This is a genomic window from Bacillus sp. N13C7 (genome assembly GCF_026790065.1).
Taxonomy (GTDB): Bacteria; Bacillota; Bacilli; order Bacillales; family Bacillaceae; genus Bacillus.
The window spans coordinates 119,795-141,645 of record NZ_JALAMO010000005.1; the positions used below are offsets into that span (position 1 = coordinate 119,795).

The window sequence follows — 21,851 nt, forward strand, 5'->3', positions numbered from 1 at the left end:
GGGAGGCAATGCTCATGGATTATGAAAAGGAACGAACAGAACGGGCCGAACGGATACAAAAAGGCGGGGCGGAAAAGTATCATCGCAGCAACCAAGAAAAGGGCAAGCTCTTTGTAAGAGAGCGGCTTGCTCTTTTGTTTGACAATGACATTGAGCTTGAAGACGCTTTTTTTGCGGAATGCATGTCAGACGGGCTTCCCGCGGACGGAGTCGTAACCGCCATCGGCAAAATCGGCGGCCAAACCGTCTGTGTGATGGCAAATGACTCTACGGTAAAAGCGGGGTCATGGGGAGCGAAAACCGTTGAAAAAATCATCCGCATTCAAGAAACAGCCGAAAAAGTAAACTGCCCGCTTATCTATTTAGTCGATTCGGCAGGCGCCAGAATCACCGACCAAATCAATGTCTTTCCAGGGAGACGTGGCGCAGGAAGAATTTTTTACAATCAAGTCAAATTATCAGGGCGCATTCCGCAAATCTGCCTGCTATTCGGACCGTCTGCGGCAGGAGGCGCTTATATCCCCGCCTTCTGTGACATTGTCGTCATGGTAAACGGTAACGCCTCCATGTATTTAGGCTCGCCGCGGATGGCGGAAATGGTTATCGGCGAAAAAGTGTCTCTTGAAGAAATGGGGGGTGCCCGTATGCATTGCTCAATCTCAGGGTGCGGCGATATTCTTGCGGAAACTGAAGAAGAAGCCATACGTCTGGCCCGAACTTATTTATCTTACTTTCCTGCTAATTATCGAGAAAAAGCACCGATACAGGATAAACGTCCTCCAAAACACTTTGATATCCCGCTTGCGGACATCATTCCGCAAAATCAAAATGCGCCTTTTGATATGAATGAGCTGATTGAGCGGGTTATTGATGAAGGCTCATTTTTTGAGATTAAAGCCTTATTTGCACCCGAATTAATAACAGGCTTCGCACGGATCGAGGGGCAGCCTGTCGGTATTGTTGCCAATCAGCCGAAGGTAAAGGGAGGCGTCTTATTTCACGATTCAGCAGACAAAGCCGCTAAATTTATAACCTTATGTGACGCGTTTCATATTCCATTGCTGTTCTTAGCGGATATCCCCGGCTTTATGATCGGCACAAAGGTAGAACAAGCAGGCATTATCAGGCACGGAGCCAAAATGATTTCAGCAATGTCGGAGGCAACCGTTCCTAAGCTCTCTGTCATTGTCCGAAAAGCGTACGGAGCGGGGCTGTATGCAATGGCAGGGCCGGCCTTTGAACCGGATTGCTGTTTAGCGCTTCCAACCGCCCAAATCGCCGTCATGGGTCCTGAAGCAGCTGTAAACGCCGTCTACGCTAAAAAAATCGCTGAGCTGCCGAAAGAAGAGAGGGCCCAATTTATCAACAGCAAACGGGAGGAATACAAAGAAGACATCAATATATACCGCCTGGCTTCAGAAATGATCATCGATGCCGTAATCCCAGCCAATTCACTGCGGGATGAGCTGAACAAACGGCTGAAGGCATACATGACAAAGGAAATGACCTTTACCTATCGAAAGCATCCAGTGTATCCGGTATAAACGCAATGTGACTCAGGAGCGTAAAAGCGCTCCTTTTATATATTTACAATAATAACATTATGTAAACTAACCGACTTTGCATAAAACGCTATGTTTTTTAGAATAGTAAATAAAGGCTGCCGCATCTCTAGCGGCAATTGTCAGTTCATCATAAAAAGGGGCCCACATTATGTATCATTTATATTCACATAACGACTTGGACGGAGTAGGATGCGGAATTGTAGCAAAATTGGCATTTGGAAAAGATGTTGAGGTCCGGTATAACTCTGTCAATGGCTTAAACGCCCAAGTCCAGTACTTTTTAGAAAAAGCGAAAGAGAGCAACAGACAAGACGCGTTATTCATTACCGATCTCGCTGTCAACGAAGAAAACGAAGAGAGATTGAATGAGTATGTTCATGCGGGCGGAAAAGTGAAGCTGATCGACCACCATAAAACAGCGCTTCATTTAAATGAGCATGAATGGGGCTTTGTCCAAGTGGAATACGATGATGGACGGCTCTCATCAGCCACATCGCTTTTATATGACTATCTCGTTGAAAATGGCTTCATGAAACCGACAAACGCCTTAGATCAATTCACAGAGCTCGTCCGCCAATATGATACATGGGAATGGGAGCGGTACGATCAAAAACAGGCGAAGCGGCTTAATGACCTTTTCTTTTTGCTGTCAATCGATGAATTTGAAGAAAAAATGATTCAGCGGCTTTCGGCGCATGACGAATTTTTCTTTGATGATTTTGAAGAAAAACTGCTTGATCTGGAAGACGAAAAAATCGAACGCTATCTCCGCAGAAAGAAAAGGGAAATGGTGCAAACCTTTGTTCATGAACACTGTGTAGGCATCGTTCATGCAGAATCGTACCATTCAGAGCTTGGAAACAGGCTTGGAAAAGAAAATCCCCACCTTGATTACATTGCAATTTTAAGCATGGGGTCAAAACGGGTCAGCCTGCGCACCATTCATGATTACGTCGATGTGTCAGAAATCGCGGGCCGATACGGAGGCGGAGGGCATGCAAAGGCATCCGGCTGTTCGATAACCGATGAAGTATACGAATTGTTTGTTGCTGAAGCATTCCGGATTGAGCCTGTCCGGCCGGATGCTTTCCGTAACATCTATAATATAAAGGGATCTGCGAACGGCTCATTATATGAAAATCGTGCACAAATGAGATTTTTTCTGTTTCCTTTAGACAACGAGTGGAATATCCAAATTAACGGGGAAACACAGGATGAAACATTCACAGCGTTTGAAGAAGCAGAATGGTTCATTAAAAGAAATTATGCCGCATCGCTCGTGCGGGATGAAGTGTTTGTCGCATTTCTAGCGGAGAATTTGAAGCGGGCAAACCAGCATCGCAGGTAAAAAAATATGCATAGGGGGAGAATTGATCTTCCCTATGCATATCCGCGTTATCGTTTAAATATAGCTGTACGTTTTTTTATGACAAAATAAAGGGCAATGACGACAATAGCCAGTATCATAATCGGCGTGGTATAAGTGCCCGCAATGTTCTCAACGTCATCCCACTGGCTTCCGAGCTGAATGCCTAAATAAACAAAGAGGATAGACCACGGAATGATAGCAAGTACAGTCAGTACCACAAATTTGAGAAACGGCATTTTGGCAATGCCTGCAGGAATGGATATCGCATGTCTGACAACTGGTATAAAACGCGCCGAGAAGACAACCCCCGTGCCGTATTTTTGAAACCAGTTTTCTGCCATATCGATATGATGCTTTTTAATCAATAAGTACTTCCCGTATTTGTCCAAGAACGGTCTGCCGCCATAGCGTCCGATCCAATAAATAAAGATCTGGGCAATGGTGCCTCCGATGACACCCGCAATAATGGCGCCAATAAACCCAATCGTGCCTTCCGATACCATATAGCCGCCATAAGCCAATACAATTTCACTCGGAATAATCTCAATCATCAAGCCAATTGCAATGCCTGCATACCCCATATTCGTCAGCCAAGTTAAAATTTCGCTTATCAAACTGCCCACATTCTTCACAACCTGTCCTCATCTTTTTCACTATTATATGACTGATTGACGAGCAAGATGGTTACAATTTTTTTACCGAAGCATTTCTTTTGTTTCCCGCTTGATCACCTCTTCTAAATAAGCCAAAAGCTGTGATCTTATTTCGGGGCGCATTAAACCGATTTCCGTGCTCGCTTTAAAACAGCCCAGCTTATCGCCAATGTCATATCGATTTCCTTCCAGCAGCCGGGCATGGATCGGCTGCTTACGGCAAACCTCACGAAGCGCATCGGTGAGCTGAATTTCGTTGCCCGCGCCTCTGCCAATGGACTTCAACACGGGGAAGATCGAAGAATTCAGCACATACCGTCCCATTATGGCGATGTCCGAAGGCGCTTCTTCAGGCGAAGGCTTTTCAACTAAATCATTCACTTCATACACAGGCCCTTGAGAGCCTGATGTATTTATCATACCATATTTGCTGACATCCTCAGGGGGAACGGACTGTACACTGACAACCTCTGTGCCGTAAGCATCGTATACATCCATTAGCTGCCGAAGAGCCGGTTTTTCAGACACCATAATATCATCGCCTAAGAGAACGGCAAAAGGCTCATCTCCGATAAAATGCTCCGCACACAGCACCGCATGGCCTAATCCGAGCGGCTCTTTCTGGCGGATGTAATGAATATTGGCCAAATCAGCAATCTGCTGCATTTCCTTAAGTGTCTCCGTCTTGCCTTTTTCTCGCAGATTGAATTCCAATTCCGCCGACCGATCAAAGTGATCTTCAATCGAGCGTTTGTTTCTCCCTGTAATAATCAGTATATCTTCAATTCCTGACTCTGCAGCTTCTTCTACAATGTATTGAATTGCTGGTTTGTCAACGATTGGGAGCATTTCTTTTGGCTGCGCCTTTGTCGCTGGCAGAAATCTCGTTCCTAAACCCGCTGCGGGAATGACCGCTTTTCTCACTTTTTTACTCATTCATCTTCACTCCTGATCCTGTATGTTTTTCAGCGAATCTCCAAATACCCAGATTCGGTTTCCGATAAAATTCATCATCATCCCGCCGATAGTGGCGGCGAGCTTACTCACCAAAAGCGAAAAACCGCCTTTTTGAAGCAAATAAAGCAGCAAAAAGGTGATCCCCGACGCGGCAATATTAATCATAAGAAAGCGCCCGATCTCTTTCCCGCCAGTCTTATGTTTTACACGAAACGTCCAATTCCGGTTCCACACATAGCTGTTGATGATACCTGCAGAATAGGAGCAGATCTGTGCCGGCAGATAAGGGACATGACAAGCAGTAAGAAGAAAGAAAACACCAAAATCTATCAGCGTATTGCCGGCGCCTACGGTGCAAAAACGGCCTAATGTCTTTATTTTTTCTTTCAGCATAACGGTACCTAATTTGACCTCCCTTCATAATAGATGCGGATGGCTATTATATTTGTTGATAGGGATTACTTTAGCGGACAGTGTTGAAAAAACAATTAATAAAATATGAACAAAACATGAAAAAACCGTATACCGCTTAATCGTTCTTATACTCTAGAAAAACAGCCGCATTGAACGGCTGTTTTTTTGTGCCTGAAAACTATTTTTATATACAAATATAAACGGAGTGTTAGCCCTATCTTAACAATGAATAAATGTATCCAGTTCCTATGTAGAATCGAACACTAACTCCTCCAAAAGGTTCTATGCACAATTTTTTTAATGATGTAGGATGTTATATAAAGGTATTTATGGATAATTCTGTATCCCCTTTCGGTGTGATAAAAGGGAGACGATGATCAATCCTGTCTTTTTATTTTCTGGTCAATGGTCGCTAGGAATGGGGGGTTGGAACAAATTTGAAGAAGCGAGTGGTGCGATCACCTCGAAGGAAAGAGAATGAAAACACACGAAGATGAGCTTTCAGAACAAGAACTCGGAACATTCGATTCATGTGCAAAATTAATATGTCAAATTAAATAGTTTTCATCTATTTTATGCTTCATGACTGTAGTCTTCATATTCCGAAAGAAAATCCCTTATTTAAGGAAAAAGGAGGGTGTTAAGTTATGCGTAAAAAGTGTAGCGTTTGTTTATGGGTTCTTGCTTTATTATTGAGCTGCTTATCTGCGAAGTCTGCGTATGCTGCCACCAGTACTACAATTGCAAAACATATAGGAAATTCAAACCCGCTTATAGACCATCATTTGGGAGCAGATCCGGTTGCGCTGACCTATAATGGAAGAGTCTACATCTATATGTCAAGTGATGACTATGAATATAATAGCAACGGAACGATTAAAGATAATTCATTTGCCAATTTGAATAGAGTATTCGTCATATCTTCAGCGGATATGGTGAACTGGACAGACCATGGAGCCATTCCGGTAGCAGGTGCCAATGGAGCTAATGGAGGCCGTGGAATTGCAAAATGGGCCGGTGCGTCCTGGGCACCGGCAATCGCAGTAAAAAAAATCAATGGCAAGGATAAATTCTTCCTTTATTTCGCAAACAGCGGCGGAGGTATCGGGGTTCTCACCGCAGACAGCCCGATTGGTCCATGGACCGACCCCATCGGAAAAGCCCTCGTAACGCCAAGTACGCCAGGAATGTCTGGTGTTGTATGGCTTTTTGATCCGGCAGTATTTGTAGATGATGACGGCACCGGTTACCTATATGCCGGGGGAGGCGTTCCTGGCGGTTCAAATCCAACGCAGGGACAATGGGCCAGTCCTAAAACGGCAAGGGTCATAAAATTAGGGCCTGATATGACGAGTGTTGAGGGAAGTGCATCTACAATTGATGCGCCTTTCATGTTTGAAGATTCGGGGTTGCACAAGTATAACGGAACATACTACTATACCTATTGCATCAATTTCGGTGGCATACACCCGGCCGATAAACCCCCAGGCGAGATCGGCTACATGACCAGTTCAAATCCCATAGGTCCCTTTACATATAGAGGGCACTTCCTGAAAAATCCGGGTGCATTTTTCGGAGGCGGCGGAAACAACCATCATGCTGTTTTCAATTTTAAAAACGAGTGGTATGTCGTGTACCATGCGCAAACTGTCAGTTCGGCTCTGTTCGGGGCAGGCAAAGGATACCGCTCTCCCCATATTAATAAGCTGGTGCATAATGCAGATGGATCTATTCAAGAGGTAGCGGCAAATTATGCAGGTGTAACACAACTTTCCAATTTAAACCCATATAACCGGGTAGAAGTTGAAACGTTCGCTTGGAATGGACGCATTTTGACAGAGAAATCGACAGCACCCGGCGGGCCAGTAAATAATCAGCATGTAACAAGTATTCAAAATGGAGACTGGATTGCTGTAGGAAATGCAGACTTCGGAGCGGGCGGTGCCAGGACATTTAAAGCAAATGTAGCATCCACTTTAGGCGGGAAAATAGAAGTGCGCCTCGACAGTGCTGATGGTAAGCTTGTTGGAACTCTGAATGTACCTTCAACAGGCGGAGCGCAAACCTGGAGAGAAATAGAAACTGCAGTAAGCGGGGCTACCGGTGTGCACAAAGTATTCTTTGTATTTACCGGAACAGGCACAGGAAACTTGTTTAATTTTGATTACTGGCAGTTTACGCAAAGATAGGACTTGTAATGGGACCGTTTAAAAACGAGACGCGTGAAGAACGGGCCAACACCGGAACTCGCCATTATGGATATGCCATGCAGATTTTCTAATACCGTAAAAGACACATGACGAAGGAGAGGAATAAATGATTCCACGCATAAAAAAAACAATTTGTGTACTATTAGTATGTTTCACTATGCTGTCAGTCATGTTAGGACCAGGCGCTACTGAAGTTTTGGCAGCCAGTGATGTAACAGTTAATGTATCTGCAGAGAAACAAGTGATTCGCGGTTTTGGAGGGATGAACCATCCGGCTTGGGTTGGGGATCTTACAGCAGCTCAAAGAGAAGCCGCCTTTGGCAATGGACAGAATCAGTTAGGCTTCTCAATCTTAAGAATTCATGTAGATGAAAACCGAAATAATTGGTATAAAGAGGTGGAGACTGCCAAGAGTGCGGTCAAACATGGAGCAATCGTTTTTGCTTCTCCCTGGAATCCTCCAAGTAATATGGTTGAGACCTTTAATCGGAATGGTGACACATCGGCTAAACGGCTGAAATACGATAAGTACGCCGCATATGCGCAGCATCTTAACGATTTTGTTACCTTCATGAAAAATAATGGTGTGAATCTTTACGCAATTTCAGTCCAAAATGAGCCTGATTACGCTCACGAGTGGACGTGGTGGACGCCGCAAGAGATCCTTCGCTTTATGAGAGAAAACGCCGGCTCGATCAATGCCCGCGTCATTGCACCTGAGTCATTTCAATACTTGAAGAATTTGTCGGACCCGATTTTGAACGATCCGCAGGCTCTTGCCAATATGGATATTCTCGGAACTCACCTGTACGGCACCCAGGTCAGCCAATTCCCTTATCCTCTTTTCAAACAAAAAGGAGCGGGGAAGGACCTTTGGATGACGGAAGTATACTATCCGAACAGTGATAACAACTCGTCGGATCGATGGCCTGAGGCATTGGATGTTTCACAGCATATTCACAATGCGATGGTAGAGGGGGACTTTCAAGCTTATGTATGGTGGTACATCCGAAGATCATATGGACCTATGAAAGAAGATGGTACGATCAGCAAACGAGGTTACAATATGGCTCATTTCTCGAAGTTTGTGCGTCCCGGCGATGTAAGGATTGATGCAACGAAAAACCCTAATGCGAACGTTTACGTGTCAGCCTATAAAGGTGATAACAAGGTCGTTATTGTTGCCATTAACAAAAGCAACACAGGTGTTAACCAAAACTTTGTTTTGCAGAATGGATCTGCTTCTCAGGTATCCAGATGGATCACGAGCAGCAGCAGCAATCTACAACCTGGAACGAATCTCAACGTAACGGGCAATCACTTTTGGGCTCATCTTCCAGCTCAAAGCGTGACAACTTTTGTTGTCAATCGTTAAGGGCACCTAAGACCCGCAAACTCATTTTTCAATAGAATGTCTGAATTTGCGATTTCCTGATCGGGAAATCGCTTTTTTATAGAAGGTATAGGCCAAATTAGGGAGAGAAGAAGTATGTACAAACAGCAAAGCTTACTTCTTGAGTTTTTATCAGTTTACATAATATATATTCTAGGAAGTAACTGAAAGAAATAAATTTCTGTCTCATTGTCAAAGTATACTTAAGTTAGTGAGACAGAAATTGAAATGTTACAGTTGAATGCCTAATCAAAAAAATGGCGTTGTCAATCCATAATAAACTGCTTCTAAATCTTCCAGCGTCATATCGCCATATGCGCATTTGATAACCGAGTCAGCAAACACATCGTAGTCATAATCCGTTGAAAAACCTTGCTGTAGCTGTTTTTCGTAACCATCGATCTGTTCTTTTTGATGTTGGATGTCTTTTTCCTTACCTGGATAATCCGGACCATTGATCACATCGTTCATTTCTTTGAACAGCACCATATACTGTCTCAATGTTTCATCCACAACGTAAACCTCCTTGTTTTGCTGTATAAGATGATGAAAACGGACATCATTATTGCTGATGTCCGTCAAAAGCTTAACTACTTGGGTTCTTCTCCCCAAATCAGTTTTCCGTGATTATATAATGTGATGTTTTTCGTTGTTTTAAACGTATTTGATTGGAAAAAGGAATAATCTCCGTTTTGTGCATAATTGCACCAGTCATCATTATGAAGACGAAGCTGAATATTCCCTGTGCTTGCTCCCGGTAACAGTGTTCCATTTTTAAACCCTAGTTCTAAATAGGTATCTGCGCCTCGCTTAGGTTTATGTAACGTCACAAACTTGTGGGTCACATTTCCGCATCCGATCTGAGCGTAGTCACAATCAAAGTTTTGGCCTTTATTTTTCCCGTTATACCAGTAACGGACAGTAACATCTTTTAAATTTAACGTAGTGATGCCGTTATTTTTGATAAGAAGCTGCGGGCGGATTTGGTTTCCGTTCACACTCCCATCACCCGCTCTGTATTGCACAGATATACTGTTTTTCTGTGTGGGTTTATCTTGTGCTGGCGTTTCAGGACTGTTTTTAGTCGAATCTTTAGTGCCGAGAATGTTTTCTCTTACGAATGCTCCTGAAGCAGATAAATCTGATAATGGCCAGCCGCCTGTTTTAGCTGCTCCCGGCTTTAAAGCTGAAGATGATTCCTGCTTATCAGAAAGATTCCAGTTGACCCAGCTGATGTTCTTGCTGTTGAGATAATTCAGCCATTCCCGCGACTGGTCAAGGAATACTCCGCCATTTCCGGAAGCATCGCTTGTCCCCCATTCCGTCACAAAAAGAGGCGCTCCTTTGCTGAGAGCATAGTTGGCTTTATCCCGTAAAAACTGGCCGTGTGTGCCGGCATAAAAATGAAGCGCGTACATGACATTTGCATCCTTTAGCTGATCATCGGCAGCATCATTTACATCCTGGCTCCATGTACCGGTTCCGACAATGATGATATTATCGGGATCATGTTTACGGATAACGGAAATGACTTCTTCCGCATACGGTTTAATATCACGCTTCCAGTTCACATCGCCGTTTGGTTCATTTGCAATTTCATAAATGACGTTTGGCGTGTTTCCGTAAAGTCTTGACATTTCCTCAAAGAATTCTTTTGCCTTTTCTTTATGTTGATTCGGATTGCCATCATTTAAAATATGCCAGTCAATGATGACATATATCCCGAGCTCTTTTGCCGCTTCAACCGCTTCTTTCACTTTGTTTTTCACAGAAGGATTATCAATATAGCCACCGTCTGCCGTATACATCGCCGCTCGGAAAACCGTAATGCCCCAATCGTCTCTCAGCCATTTTAAGCTGTCTTTATTGACAAAATCGCCGTACCATTGCAATCCATGTGAACTGATCCCCTTCAACTGCACCGCTTTCCCGTCTCGACTGACTAGCTGTGTACCTTTTAAGCTGAGCTGGCCATTTATGGATACTGGCGTTTTTGCCGCTGCTGCGGATGCAGCCGGCCCCAAGCTGCTGGTTGCCAATAATGCAATTAATAAACAAATGATTAAAAAAGAGACTGAACGTTTCATATATAGATCTTTCCTCCTTTAAACATTATATAAGGAATATGCCTACCGACTTACCACTCCCCCCTCCCTTCTCTTTGTTTAGCACGAACTCATTGTAAAAATCTTTCTCATCATTGTCTATCAACCTAATTTCTTGTTTTTAAGCAGCTTAAAACCCTGTCTATTTGCTCTTTTTGCCTTATTTCAGGTACAGCTGATACATGTTAACAAAACATAAAAGTGTTTAACCAGGACTTTACACGTTATTTTTTCATCTAAAAAAATTCCGCTTCTTTTCAGCAAATAAAAAGCTGCATCCAATGAATTGAATGCAGCCGTGTTCTTATGCTTCTTGTTTCTCATCTTCCCAAGTTTCAGCGTTTTTCAGGCCCGGGATGTTTTTCGCTTTGAATACAGGATCAAGCCCTTGCTTACGCTGTTTCGCGTAATCCTTATACACTTTATAAGCAACGTTTGACAGCAGCGCAATCACAATTAAGTTAATCAGCGCCATGATACCCATAAAGAGGTCCGCCATATCCCAAACGATTTGGAAGCCTGATAGAGATCCATAGACAACCATAGCAATAACAGCGATACGGTAAATGTTCAGCCATGTCTTGCTAGTTTTAATAAATTCAATGTTTGTCTCGCCATAATAATAATTCCCGACAACTGAACTGAAGGCAAACAGGAACATTGCGACAGCGATGAAGCTAGGCGCCCAGCCTCCAATATGATGATTAAGGGCAGCCTGCGTTACTTGGATACCATCACCTTTTGGTGCCACACTGTACAGCAAAATAATGAAGGCTGTAGATGTACATACGATAAAGGTATCGAAAAATACGCCTAATGTTTGAATAAAGCCTTGCTTTGCCGGATGCGATACATGAGCTGTCGCAGCCGCGTTCGGAGCGCTTCCCATTCCAGCTTCGTTTGAGAAAAGTCCGCGCTGAGCACCGATAACAATGATGCCTCCTAATCCGCCGCCGACGATTTGTTCAATACCGAAAGCATTTTTCACAATTGTTGCGATAATGCCAGGGAATGCTGTTATATTAGTAATAACGACAAACAAAGCAATGAGAATATAAATGCCTGCCATAACCGGCACGATTAGCTGTGATACAGCCACAACACGTTTTAAACCGCCGAAAATGATAAACGCCGTTAAAGCTGCCAGAACAATGGCGACAACAATTTTATTGACATGGAATGCGCCATCTAATGCCCCCGAAATGGTGTTCGTTTGAACAGCGTTAAAGATTAAACCGAATGAGACCGTAATTAAGACAGCAAAAACAATGCCGAGCCATCTGACCCCAAGGCCCTTTTGGATATAGTAGGCCGGTCCACCGCGGAAATCGTCTCCGTCCTTCACTTTATAAAGCTGCGCTAACGTACTCTCAACAAAACTCGAAGCCATCCCTACAGCAGCTACAACCCACATCCAAAATACAGCGCCCGGTCCGCCAGTTGCAATGGCTAAGGCGACACCAGTCAAATTTCCTGTACCGACTCGGGATGCGGCCGAAATAAAGAATGCCTGCATAGATGAAACACCTTTATTTCCTTCTGGTTTCTCCCCTACTATTCTGAACATTTCAATAAAATAGCGGAATTGGATAAAACCAAAACGTATGGTAAAAAATAATCCAAGCCCTATTAAAATATAAAATAGGTATTTCCAGATGAAATCACTTGGAATATTAATCAAACTGTTGAAAAAAGACTCCATATTTACCTCCCGTTTTCATCAATCACTATGAATTCGATTTTGATGTTAGATTTTTTAACATAACGAGTCTTATTATATCACAATATGTCGAATTAGGAAGTTTTTTCGTGAAGATTATTGTTCTAGATTGAGTTTTACCCCTTTGGTCCTCTCTCTTTTATTTTCCCATGAATAAAAATATTTCATTTAAGCTTGTATTTAAAAAAAGAGATTCTTTTAAAAATGTAAGATTTTCTTGCCTGTCACTTTCTGTTTCCTAAGATAATTAAAGTTATAAATCCTAAACAACAAACATAACGTTTAAAATGTGTTTTCATTCACACCTTAGATCGGGTATACATACACTAATAAAAGATATTTCTCTTTCAAAAATAAGCAAAAAGATATATACTTAACAAAGTGAACTTTATTTTTAAATTTAATAAATCAGGTTTACTTTGGGGATGAATTGGGGTATTATTATAAAAATATTCAGTAATATTAAAGGGGGGCAGATCATTTGAAAAAGGTAACGATATTGAAAGCATCCATCTTGTTCTTGGCGATTGCCAGTTTTCATTTGTTCTCAATTCCCCATGCCTTTGATATTGGCCATCATTATAAGGCTGTAGCTGACCAGCAGGAAATGCATGAAATGAAAGCCGGACAAAATGCAGATGATGAAAAGAAATCCATCACAGGAGCATTTACCCTGACCGCTTTATGGGCATTGGCTGTTCTGCTTGTAACCGCTGAAAGCAAACATACGGGTTACTCCCGGAGGCGACAGCGAAAGAAAAGCTTTATACTGGCCAAATTTTATCAATCGTCTTATTTTGGCAAACTTCATGTTCAACATCACCCGATTATATAACAAAATATGAGGAGGCTGTTTAACATGTTGTTTATCTTAAGAATGGTGATTTTAGGCTTATTTTCTTTCACAGCGCTGAATTTATTTGTATGGCAAGGAATCGAAGTCATTCATGCCGTAACGGATCTTTTCTCCAGCCATGAAAGCTGATTCATAAACAAACGAAACCCGCTCACATCATGCGAGCGGGTTTTTTATTATTGTTCTGTATGAAGGCGCCAGACAGCTGTAACCTTGCCTGATTCCTCTTCATCAATCAAGAAAGAGCCATTGCTGTATCTGTCGTTTGTCCGCAAGTCTTTTGCCAGCAGTTCTTTTCTGTCGCCTTTTTCAGTTTCTGCCATAAATCGCTGATCAAGACCGCAAGCGAACACTGAGACGACACGGTGAGGATTCTTCTTCAGTTCCCTTAACATAACGACACCGCGTTTTGCGCGGGATGTTTTTTCAAACTCAGAAAGGCTCATGCGTTTCACCGCTCCCCGCTGAGTGAACAATACAATTGAATCAGATTCCTGAAGGATCTCTCCGGAGACAACAAAGTCATCTTCTTTTAAGTTAATCCCTTTGACACCTGCCGCACGCGCGCCAACTACATTTACTTCGTCTTCTCCAAACCATAGGCCGTACCCTAGATGAGTCGCCATAAAGATCTGGCTTTCCCCATTTGTCACATGTACATCGATCAGTTCATCTTCACCCTTTAGATTTAAGGCCACAAGCGCCTTAGAATATCGCTGTGCTTTATAATGGGTAAGTTCTGTCTTTTTCACCATGCCGTTTTTCGTAAAGAACAAAAGATATGCCGACGGATCAAATTCTTTTATCGGTATAGCCTTTACAATCGTTTCATCACGGTCAATAGTGATCATATTTGAAAAATGCTGGCCCATGTCCTTCCATCTGATATCAGGCAGCTGGTGAACCGGACAATAGATATAGCTTCCTTTGTTCGTAAAGAGCAGCAGCACATCCGTCGTATTCATTTCAAACTGATGCAGCATTCTGTCCGTATCTTTCATTCCGAAATCCTGACCGTTAGAAGCGGCAAATGACCGCTGGCTCGTACGTTTCAGGTAACCATCCTTTGTAACAGTCACATATACATCCTCAGACGCAACCATCACTTCAAGGTTAATTTTAATTTCCTCAATTTTTTCTTCAATCACTGAGCGTCTCGCATCTGCATATTTCTTTTTCAGTGCTTTTAAGCTGTTTGTGATCACTTTTAAGAGCTTTTTATCGTTGCTTAAAATAGATTCAAGCTCTTCAATCTTTTTGCCAAGCTCTTCTGCCTCTTCCTTCAGCGCTGTGATATCTGTGTTTGTTAAACGGTATAGCTGCAATGACACGATCGCTTCAGCCTGAGGCTCTGTAAATTCATATTTCGCAATCAAATTATTTTTAGCGTCACGTTTATCGCTGGAAGAACGAATTGTTGCAATCACTTCATCCAAAATGGACAAAGCTTTCATGAGACCTTCTACGATGTGGTGTCTGTCTTTTGCTTTTTGAAGCTCGTAAACGGATCGGTTTGTGACGACTTCCTTTTGGTGGCCGATATATGCGTCCAAAATAGACGGCAGGCTCATCAGCATCGGACGGCGGTTATGGATGGCCACCATATTAAAGTTATATGTGATCTGCAAATCGGTATTTTTATATAAGAAATTCAAAATACCTTTGGCATCTGCTTCTTTCTTCAGTTCAATGACTACTCTCAGCCCTGTTCGATCCGTTTCATCACGAACCTCCGAGATGCCCTCAACCTTTTTATCAATGCGGAATTCGTCCATTTTTTTCACAAGGTTTGCTTTGTTTACTTCAAATGGAATTTCAGTAATGACAATTTGTTCTCGTCCGCCTCTGATTGTTTCAATTTCAGCTTTTCCGCGGATAATGATTTTCCCTTTTCCGGTTTCGTAAGCTTTTTTTATGCCGTCAACGCCTTGTATAATACCGCCTGTTGGAAAATCAGGACCTTTAATGACTTCCATAAGTTCATCAACAGAGCAAGATGGCATTTGAATGCGCTTGATGACAGCATCAATGACTTCTCCCAGGTGGTGAGGGGGAATGTCGGTTGCGTATCCTGCTGAAATCCCGGTAGATCCATTGACCAATAGGTTAGGAAACATTGCCGGGAGTACGACAGGCTCCTTGCTTGTATCATCGAAGTTCGGCACAAATTCAACTGTATTTTTGTCAATGTCCCGAAGTAGCTCAGAAGCGATTGGAGATAATCTCGCTTCTGTATAACGCATGGCTGCCGGGGGATCTCCGTCGATGCTTCCGTTGTTCCCATGCATTTCGATTAACACATTTCGCACTTTCCAATCCTGGCTCATACGCACCATTGCTTCATAAACCGAACTGTCACCGTGCGGATGATAGTTACCGATAACGTTACCGACCGTTTTGGCCGCTTTTCTGAAGTTTTTATCAAACGTATTTCCGTCAGTATGCATCGCATACAGAATTCTGCGCTGCACCGGCTTTAAGCCGTCTCTCGCATCTGGAAGCGCCCTGTCTTGAATAATATATTTACTATAGCGTCCAAAACGGTCGCCGATGACCTCTTCTAATGGTAAATCATGAAATAATTCTGGCTGTGACAATCATTATACCTCCTCAGCGACCGATAAGTTTTCATTTTCTAAAATATTGCTCTCTTCATCTAAGCCGAAAGCGACGTTTTTCTCAATCCACTTTCTGCGCGGCTCTACTTTGTCTCCCATTAACGTCGTCACACGTCTCTCTACGCGTGCCGCATCGTCGATTTTGACCCTTACAAGCGTGCGGGACTCCGGATTCATCGTCGTTTCCCATAGCTGGTCTGCGTTCATCTCTCCAAGACCCTTGTACCGCTGAATGGTATAGCCCTTGCCGACTTTTTTCAAGACATCATCCATCTCTTCATCAGACCAAGCATATTCAATGATTTCCTTTTTCCCGCTTCCTTTGCTGACCTTATATAAAGGTGGCAATGCTATGAACACCTTGCCATGCTCAATGAGCGGCTTCATATAACGATAGAAAAAGGTGAGAAGCAGCACTTGAATATGAGCGCCGTCAGTATCCGCATCGGTCATAATGATGATTTTGTCATAGTTGATGTCATCGATTGAGAAATCCGCTCCGACACCCCCGCCGATCGCATGTATGATTGTATTGATCTCTTCATTTTTAAAGATATCAGCAAGCTTAGCTTTCTCCGTATTAATGACTTTACCGCGTAAAGGCAGTACCGCTTGGAATCTGCGGTCTCGTCCCTGTTTGGCTGATCCGCCTGCTGAATCCCCCTCAACGAGATATAATTCATTTTTTGCAGGGTTTCTTGAACCCGCAGGTGTCAGCTTCCCGCTTAATGTCGCTTCTGATTTTTTGCGTTTTTTGCCGCTTCTTGCTTCTTCACGGGCTTTTCGTGCCGCTTCTCGCGCCTGGCTAGCTTTGATCGCCTTTTTGACAAGAAGTGTTGCGGTGTCCCGGTTTTCCTCTAAAAAGTAAGCAAGCTGCTCTGAAACAATTGCGTCAACTGCTGATCTCGCTTCACTAGTTCCGAGCTTTCCTTTTGTTTGTCCTTCAAATTGAAGAAGTTCCTCAGGAATGCGGACAGAAATAATGGCTGAAAGCCCTTCCCTTATATCGGTGCCTTCCAGGTTTTTATCCTTTTCTTTCAACAAAGCCACTTTTTTCGCATATTCATTAAAAGCACGTGTCATCGCTGTTTTTGCACCTGACTCATGCGTGCCGCCGTCTTTTGTTCTGACGTTGTTAACAAATGACAGGATGTTTTCAGAATAGCCATCATTAAACTGGAACGCAAAGTCCACTTCTATTGAATGGTGCTCTCCCTCAAACGAGACCACTTCAGATAAGACGTCTTTCTCCTCATTTAAGTAAGCGACAAACGCTTCTATGCCGTTCTCATAATAAAAGACCTCATGCTGGTCATTCCGCTCGTCAATCAGCTCAATTTTTAATCCTTTTAACAAAAACGCCGATTCTCTTAAGCGCTCAGAAAGCGTTTCAAAATTATAAGTGGTTGTGCTGAACATCGTTGGATCTGGCTTAAAGTGCGTAAGCGTCCCTGTCTTTTTTGTTTTGCCGATCTTTTCAAGAGATGTAACCGGTTTTCCTCCATTTTCAAATCGCTGCTGATAGACGAAACCGTCCCGCTCAATGGTAACCGTCAGCCATTCAGATAAAGCATTCACGACAGATGCACCGACTCCGTGCAGCCCTCCGCTTGTCTTATAGCCGCCTTGGCCAAACTTTCCTCCGGCATGAAGCACAGTTAAAATCACTTCAGGGGTTGGTTTGCCAAGCTTATGCATTCCGGTCGGCATGCCGCGGCCTCTATCCTGTACAGAAATACTGTTGTCTTTATGTATTTTGACGATAATATGATCTCCATGGCCGGCAAGTACCTCGTCGACAGAGTTATCTACAATTTCATAAACCAAGTGGTGCAAGCCACGCGCGTCAGTAGAGCCAATATACATACCCGGCCTTTTCCTGACAGCCTCAAGGCCTTCGAGCACCTGTATGGCATCTTCGTTGTAATCAAATTGCTGTTTTCTAGCCAAACGTACAAACCCCTTTCAAAAACTAACATTGTCTTTCTCTTTTTCAGTGTTACGCGTCAATAGTATAAAGTATTTTTTATAAACCTAGCCTCAAGCCGGTACTGCCTTGGACTCCTCATTATAACCAATATGTTTGCGATCGCAACATAGAGCGAACGAATCAGTTCGCAAAACATCGGCTAGTGCTGTTTTTACGTCATGAGAACGTATGTTTGTTTATTATATATAAAGCAGCAGACCTTCGCAAATCGAACGGCCGAAACCCAGCTGGACAAGGTATTCAAAAAAAGCTGTTCAAGCTTTATTGTATCTGTTTCACCGTAATACGCAAACAATATCTTAAAATTAAAAAGCAAAAATCCTTGAATTTACAAGGATTTTTGCAGTTCTGCACCTATTTTGTTACAGCGTGCGCCACTTTTATGCACAGATCCATGATAACCGTTCTGCCTTTTTCCTTTAGCATCTGGTAAGCTTCTTCGTTTACCAATCCTTGCTGTGCCCAAAATACTGGAGCATCAGTTTCCAAAAACTCTTTCGCCACGTCTGGAAGCTGTTCTGAGCGCCGGAATACATTGACGATGTCAATCGGGCCGTCAATCTCCTTTAAAGATGAAACGGCTTTGACACCAAGCGCCTCATCAATTGTAGGATTAACGGGAATGATTTCATAGCCCGCATCCTGCATCGCTTTTGAAACCATATGGGACGTTCTATCCGGGCGGTCTGAAAGCCCCACTACCGCGATTCGTTTGCTTCTATCAAGAATCTCTTTAATTTCTGCTTTGGATGGGTTTTGCATCATGTACCACTCCTTTTTTATTTATCTTACACGAAAAAAATGAAAGAAATCAAAGTATGATGCATGTTTGATTGGATTTGTAAGCAAACTTTACAAAAAACTTGTCATCAGATCATGACATCTCATGTTAAAATAGAAAGAAGGGATTTTGAAAAAGGAGAAATGTAGATGTTAATTGCTTTATTGATTATTTTGGCCTACCTGATAGGCAGCATTCCAACTGGCTTAATTGTGGGCAAGCTTGCCAAGGGAATTGATATTCGGGAGCATGGAAGCGGCAACTTAGGCGCTACCAATGCATTCCGTACATTGGGCGTAAAAGCTGGTTCGGTCGTTATAGCCGGGGATATTTTGAAAGGGACGCTGGCGACTGCATTGCCTTTTCTCATGCATGTTGATATTCATCCGCTTCTTGCAGGAGTCTTTGCGGTTTTAGGACACGTGTTTCCCATCTTCGCCAAATTTAAAGGCGGCAAAGCCGTGGCAACATCCGGAGGCGTTTTGCTATTTTACGCACCTCTGTTATTTATCACGATGGTCGCGGTATTTTTCATCTTTTTATACTTGACTAAATTTGTTTCTCTGTCATCGATGTTAACAGGGATCTATACTGTTATATATAGTCTCTTTGTCCATGATAAGTATTTATTGATTGTCGTTACCCTGCTCACTATCTTTGTCATATACAGACACCGGGCGAACATTAAACGTATTATCAATAAAACAGAACCAAAAGTAAAATGGTTATAAACGTAAAAAACTTCTCTTTTGACACAGAATAGCCTAATACGTTTATAATAGAGAAAATTCAACTGAAGAACAAAGGGGTGTTCTGTTATGAATATGACAATTAACGAAGACGCACTGAACTGGTATAAAGAAGAGCTCGATTTAGAAAGCGGAGACCAGGTTCGCTTTTTCGTCCGCTACGGCGGCTGCAGCAACGTTCAAAAGGGTTTTTCTCTCGGTGTGGCGAAAGATGCCCCACAAGAGGCTGGAGTCACTGCAGAAGCCGGCGGCATTACTTTCTTTATCGAAGAAAGTGATCTATGGTATTTCGATAACCACGACCTTCTAGTCAGCTATTCAGCGGACGCTGATGAACCTGTTTTTGAATACCAATAAAAAAGAACGCACATTACGTGCGTTCTTTTTTTACAAATGAAATCGAATAAGATGATCGGTCAGGTTTTCTTGTTCCAAAATATACTTTTGGGTCTCACCCAGCAGATCAAAGTGAGGAAATCCACTTTTCCTATGTATCCATTCTTTTTTTAAACCGTACGCCTCTCCCCATTGAATCAGCTTATCAATATCTGCACAGCCGGCTTTTGTCACGGTCTTCGCTTCTGGGAACCGGTCATCCAGCCAGTAATGTGTTAAAAATGCGATTTCTCCTCTTTTTACCGCTTGTTTCCACCGATTCAGTTCCTCACGTTTCACACCAAACGCCATATTTCGTTCACTTCCCTATTTTTTGGCCTTTTCATATGCTGCGTGCCAATCAGGGAAAGCTTTGCGAAACTGAATAGGCTTAAAGCTTTCTTTATCCACACAAATATGAGATGAGGTAGCTTCAATAGAAAGCTCACCGGCCGGATTGTAAATGTGATATCCATAGACGGTTTTAAAGCCGTTGTATTGCTCTATCCACGTGTGCACAACCGCAGTTTCTCCATAATGAAGCGGCTTTTTATAGGAAATATTGATATCAACGACTGGAGACAGGACACCTCTCTTTTCCATATCGCTGTATAAAAAGCCTAAATCCTTAATCAGGGCCGTTCTGCCGACCTCCATCCACACCAGATAATTTGCGTGATAGACGATCCCCATTTGATCTGTTTCTGCGTAACGCACTTCTATTTCTTTTTTTGATACATGCAAGATTACTCTGCTCCCTTAACGTCAATTTAGCCCCATTTTACCATAATCAAATCAGAAAGAAAAAAACCAGGTTTCCCTGGTTTTTAAGAGCGGTATCCGTTTTCTCTCGCTGCAGATTCGTCTTGAATTTCATTGCGAAACGCTTCGATGCTTTGTTCGCGTCTGGCATTTTTTTCTTTGATGCGCTGCTTATCTTCTCCTGAAGCAAACTCCATTGATTCTTCTGCTTCTTCCATGTTTTCAATTGTATTTTGTACCATATCCTGCAATTTTTCTACGTTATCAGAACGGTCATCAGGATTAGGCTGCTGGTATTGATTTTGGTTATTCGTCATTCGAATGTACCCCCTAGAAATAAATTCGATTCGCGTTATTCGCCTTTTGTTTGCATGATGATCGGCTGCTGGCCGGAAGTATCCTGCATTTTTTCCCCTTTATTGGCTTTATATTTTACAGGCTTTGTACCCAAGTGGCTTGGAGCATATTGAGGCTGACCGTTTTTCTTGTTGTTTCCCATGTTTATCCCTCCTCAACAGATAGGATTCTCAAAAGGAGGGGTAAACATGAATACAAATTAAAGGTTATTTTTGCTTAAATCGCTGTTCAAGCTTTTCTTCAAGCTGATTCAAATACTCTGTATTGGTCATCAACTCTTTTTTATTTTCCATGACAAGCTCATGAAAAGAACGCTTTCTCATCTTCTTCACTCTTCTCACCTCCGCATATTCTTTTATTTTTTCCAATTCTGAAAACTTGTAAGCGTATCAGAACATAAAAAAACTGAATCTAATCAAGATCCAGTCTTTGTTCCATTTCTTTTTTTGTCATCGTGCCGATGTGTATGTCTTGAATAACGCCTTTTTCATCTAAGATATACGTCGTTGGGTATGACATCACGTTATAGTCAGCATTGATTCCTTTTTTATCAATCAGGATAGGAAACGTTAAATCATACGTATCAGCAAACGATTGAACCTGTTGCTCGCTTTTCTCAGCTGAGGTGAAATTCACCGCCACAACAGCAAGTTTATCTGCGTGCTCTTTTTGGAGCTGTTCCATCGCCGGCATTTCCTGACGGCACGGCTTACACCAAGTTGCCCAAAAATTGAGCAGCACTTTTTTTCCTTTTGTGTCCTGTAAGGAGGTTTTCTCCCCTGACAGCGTTTTCAAAGTAAAATGAGGTGCTTGCTGTCCCTCTTCAATCCCGACTTCTTTTTTGCTGTATGTTTGATACAAATTCCATCCCATATAACCGGCAAGTATGATAAGCAGGATCCCTGCGAGCCATTTTTTCAGCATATGCCACCTCCGCAGCACATTAGTCATAAAAAGAAGAGAAAGCTGAATGCCTT

22 protein-coding genes and 1 pseudogene are annotated in these 21,851 nt (G+C 42.7%); 8 read left to right on the top strand and 15 right to left on the bottom strand.

The window, feature by feature from the left end; genetic code table 11:
• Positions 1-8 precede the first annotated feature (8 nt).
• Together MOB98_RS05370 and nrnB are read left to right on the top strand one after the other, a co-directional pair.
• Positions 9-1,544, top strand: coding sequence for an acyl-CoA carboxylase subunit beta (locus MOB98_RS05370; RefSeq protein ID WP_268360713.1), 1,536 nt, complete (start codon positions 9-11; stop codon positions 1,542-1,544).
• Between the two features lie 169 nt (positions 1,545-1,713).
• Positions 1,714-2,913 carry an oligoribonuclease NrnB gene (gene nrnB, locus MOB98_RS05375; protein ID WP_268360714.1) on the top strand — a complete coding sequence of 400 codons (1,200 nt, stop codon included), beginning with the start codon at positions 1,714-1,716 and terminating at the stop codon, positions 2,911-2,913.
• 47 nt (positions 2,914-2,960) lie between these two features.
• Here the strand turns inward: nrnB and MOB98_RS05380 are convergent, their stop codons facing one another.
• The 3 genes and pseudogenes from MOB98_RS05380 to MOB98_RS05390 all read right to left on the bottom strand — a co-directional run bounded on the left by MOB98_RS05380 (position 2,961) and on the right by MOB98_RS05390 (position 4,987).
• Positions 2,961-3,557 carry a DedA family protein gene (locus MOB98_RS05380; RefSeq protein WP_268360715.1) on the bottom strand — a complete coding sequence of 199 codons (597 nt, stop codon included), beginning with the start codon at positions 3,555-3,557 and terminating at the stop codon, positions 2,961-2,963.
• 72 nt (positions 3,558-3,629) lie between these two features.
• A complete protein-coding gene (gene galU / locus MOB98_RS05385; RefSeq protein WP_268360716.1) occupies positions 3,630-4,523 on the bottom strand; it encodes a UTP--glucose-1-phosphate uridylyltransferase GalU in 894 nt (297 codons plus the stop codon).
• A 6-nt stretch (positions 4,524-4,529) separates the two neighbouring features.
• Positions 4,530-4,987, bottom strand: a pseudogene (locus MOB98_RS05390) (GtrA family protein).
• Positions 4,988-5,605: 618 nt separating this feature from the next.
• On the opposite strand from MOB98_RS05390, the gene xynD reads away from it, so the two are divergent.
• On the top strand, positions 5,606-7,147 hold the full coding sequence (xynD, locus tag MOB98_RS05395; RefSeq protein ID WP_268360717.1) for an alpha-L-arabinofuranosidase: 1,542 nt from the start codon (positions 5,606-5,608) through the stop codon (positions 7,145-7,147).
• A gap of 127 nt (positions 7,148-7,274) precedes the next feature.
• A complete protein-coding gene (xynC, locus tag MOB98_RS05400) occupies positions 7,275-8,543 on the top strand; it encodes a glucuronoarabinoxylan endo-1,4-beta-xylanase XynC (protein WP_268360718.1) in 1,269 nt (422 codons plus the stop codon).
• Between the two features lie 267 nt (positions 8,544-8,810).
• Here xynC and MOB98_RS05405 read toward each other — a convergent pair whose 3' ends face one another.
• The 3 genes from MOB98_RS05405 to MOB98_RS05415 all read right to left on the bottom strand — a co-directional run bounded on the left by MOB98_RS05405 (position 8,811) and on the right by MOB98_RS05415 (position 12,368).
• Positions 8,811-9,074, bottom strand: a complete 264-nt coding sequence (locus tag MOB98_RS05405; RefSeq protein ID WP_088110833.1) for a YnfE family protein — start codon at positions 9,072-9,074, stop codon at positions 8,811-8,813.
• 77 nt (positions 9,075-9,151) lie between these two features.
• A complete protein-coding gene (locus MOB98_RS05410) occupies positions 9,152-10,648 on the bottom strand; it encodes a cellulase family glycosylhydrolase (protein ID WP_268360720.1) in 1,497 nt (498 codons plus the stop codon).
• A 322-nt stretch (positions 10,649-10,970) separates the two neighbouring features.
• Positions 10,971-12,368: an alanine/glycine:cation symporter family protein gene (locus tag MOB98_RS05415; protein WP_268360722.1), complete on the bottom strand. Its 1,398-nt coding sequence runs from the start codon at positions 12,366-12,368 to the stop codon at positions 10,971-10,973.
• Positions 12,369-12,867: 499 nt separating this feature from the next.
• Between MOB98_RS05415 and MOB98_RS05420 the strand changes: the two genes are divergently transcribed.
• Positions 12,868-13,221, top strand: a complete 354-nt coding sequence (locus MOB98_RS05420) for a hypothetical protein (RefSeq protein ID WP_268360723.1) — start codon at positions 12,868-12,870, stop codon at positions 13,219-13,221.
• Between the two features lie 24 nt (positions 13,222-13,245).
• Complete coding sequence (locus MOB98_RS05425) at positions 13,246-13,371, top strand: hypothetical protein (RefSeq protein ID WP_268360724.1); 126 nt, start codon at positions 13,246-13,248, stop codon at positions 13,369-13,371.
• 47 nt (positions 13,372-13,418) lie between these two features.
• On the opposite strand, the gene parC is transcribed toward MOB98_RS05425, so the two are convergent.
• The 3 genes from parC to MOB98_RS05440 form a co-directional block, all read right to left on the bottom strand.
• Positions 13,419-15,839, bottom strand: coding sequence for a DNA topoisomerase IV subunit A (parC, locus tag MOB98_RS05430; RefSeq protein WP_268360725.1), 2,421 nt, complete (start codon positions 15,837-15,839; stop codon positions 13,419-13,421).
• 3 nt (positions 15,840-15,842) lie between these two features.
• A complete protein-coding gene (gene parE / locus MOB98_RS05435; protein WP_268360727.1) occupies positions 15,843-17,810 on the bottom strand; it encodes a DNA topoisomerase IV subunit B in 1,968 nt (655 codons plus the stop codon).
• A gap of 394 nt (positions 17,811-18,204) precedes the next feature.
• The gene (locus tag MOB98_RS05440) at positions 18,205-18,612 is read right to left on the bottom strand and encodes a CoA-binding protein (RefSeq protein WP_268360729.1); all 408 of its coding nucleotides are present in this window, start codon (positions 18,610-18,612) and stop codon (positions 18,205-18,207) included.
• A gap of 168 nt (positions 18,613-18,780) precedes the next feature.
• Between MOB98_RS05440 and plsY the strand changes: the two genes are divergently transcribed.
• Positions 18,781-19,362: a glycerol-3-phosphate 1-O-acyltransferase PlsY gene (gene plsY, locus MOB98_RS05445; protein ID WP_268360730.1), complete on the top strand. Its 582-nt coding sequence runs from the start codon at positions 18,781-18,783 to the stop codon at positions 19,360-19,362.
• A gap of 87 nt (positions 19,363-19,449) precedes the next feature.
• Positions 19,450-19,737 (top strand): HesB/YadR/YfhF family protein, encoded by a 288-nt coding sequence (locus MOB98_RS05450; protein ID WP_268360731.1) that lies wholly within the window; start codon positions 19,450-19,452, stop codon positions 19,735-19,737.
• 30 nt (positions 19,738-19,767) lie between these two features.
• Here the strand turns inward: MOB98_RS05450 and MOB98_RS05455 are convergent, their stop codons facing one another.
• The 6 genes from MOB98_RS05455 to MOB98_RS05480 form a co-directional block, all read right to left on the bottom strand.
• Positions 19,768-20,067, bottom strand: a complete 300-nt coding sequence (locus tag MOB98_RS05455; protein ID WP_187956246.1) for a hypothetical protein — start codon at positions 20,065-20,067, stop codon at positions 19,768-19,770.
• A 15-nt stretch (positions 20,068-20,082) separates the two neighbouring features.
• Positions 20,083-20,499: a YbgC/FadM family acyl-CoA thioesterase gene (locus tag MOB98_RS05460; RefSeq protein ID WP_014476945.1), complete on the bottom strand. Its 417-nt coding sequence runs from the start codon at positions 20,497-20,499 to the stop codon at positions 20,083-20,085.
• An 83-nt stretch (positions 20,500-20,582) separates the two neighbouring features.
• Positions 20,583-20,834, bottom strand: coding sequence for a small acid-soluble spore protein Tlp (tlp, locus tag MOB98_RS05465; RefSeq protein WP_268360732.1), 252 nt, complete (start codon positions 20,832-20,834; stop codon positions 20,583-20,585).
• A gap of 35 nt (positions 20,835-20,869) precedes the next feature.
• Positions 20,870-21,016 carry an acid-soluble spore protein SspN gene (gene sspN / locus MOB98_RS05470; protein WP_268360734.1) on the bottom strand — a complete coding sequence of 49 codons (147 nt, stop codon included), beginning with the start codon at positions 21,014-21,016 and terminating at the stop codon, positions 20,870-20,872.
• Between the two features lie 64 nt (positions 21,017-21,080).
• Positions 21,081-21,206 (bottom strand): FbpB family small basic protein, encoded by a 126-nt coding sequence (locus MOB98_RS05475; protein ID WP_003244964.1) that lies wholly within the window; start codon positions 21,204-21,206, stop codon positions 21,081-21,083.
• 79 nt (positions 21,207-21,285) lie between these two features.
• Complete coding sequence (locus MOB98_RS05480) at positions 21,286-21,798, bottom strand: redoxin domain-containing protein (protein ID WP_268360735.1); 513 nt, start codon at positions 21,796-21,798, stop codon at positions 21,286-21,288.
• Positions 21,799-21,851 lie beyond the last annotated feature (53 nt).